Annotated in this window: 1 protein-coding gene; it reads left to right on the plus strand. The window is 73.8% G+C overall.

Annotation, left to right across the window (positions count from 1 at the left end; all coding sequences use genetic code 11):
* Positions 1-229 (plus strand): trypsin-like peptidase domain-containing protein (locus KVS67_RS13775; RefSeq protein ID WP_217565616.1); only part of this gene is annotated, 229 nt, incomplete at both ends.

Raw genomic sequence — 229 nt, forward strand, 5'->3', positions numbered from 1 at the left:
CCGCCGGGGGCACCGACCCGCTGTCCGACCTGGCCGACATCAAGACCGACGCCCCGGACCACACCCCCATCCAGATCGGCCGGTCCGGGGATTTGAAGGCCGGGGACGAGGCCGTCGCCATCGGCGCCCCCCTGGGCCAGCCGAACACCGTGACCGACGGGATCATCTCCACCCTGGACCGGAACAGCGCCGTGGCGCCGTCCGCGGCGAGCGTGCCGCAGGGCGAGAT

The organism is Micrococcus sp. GbtcB5, assembly GCF_019091605.1.
GTDB classification, from domain to species: domain Bacteria; phylum Actinomycetota; class Actinomycetes; order Actinomycetales; family Micrococcaceae; genus Micrococcus; species Micrococcus luteus.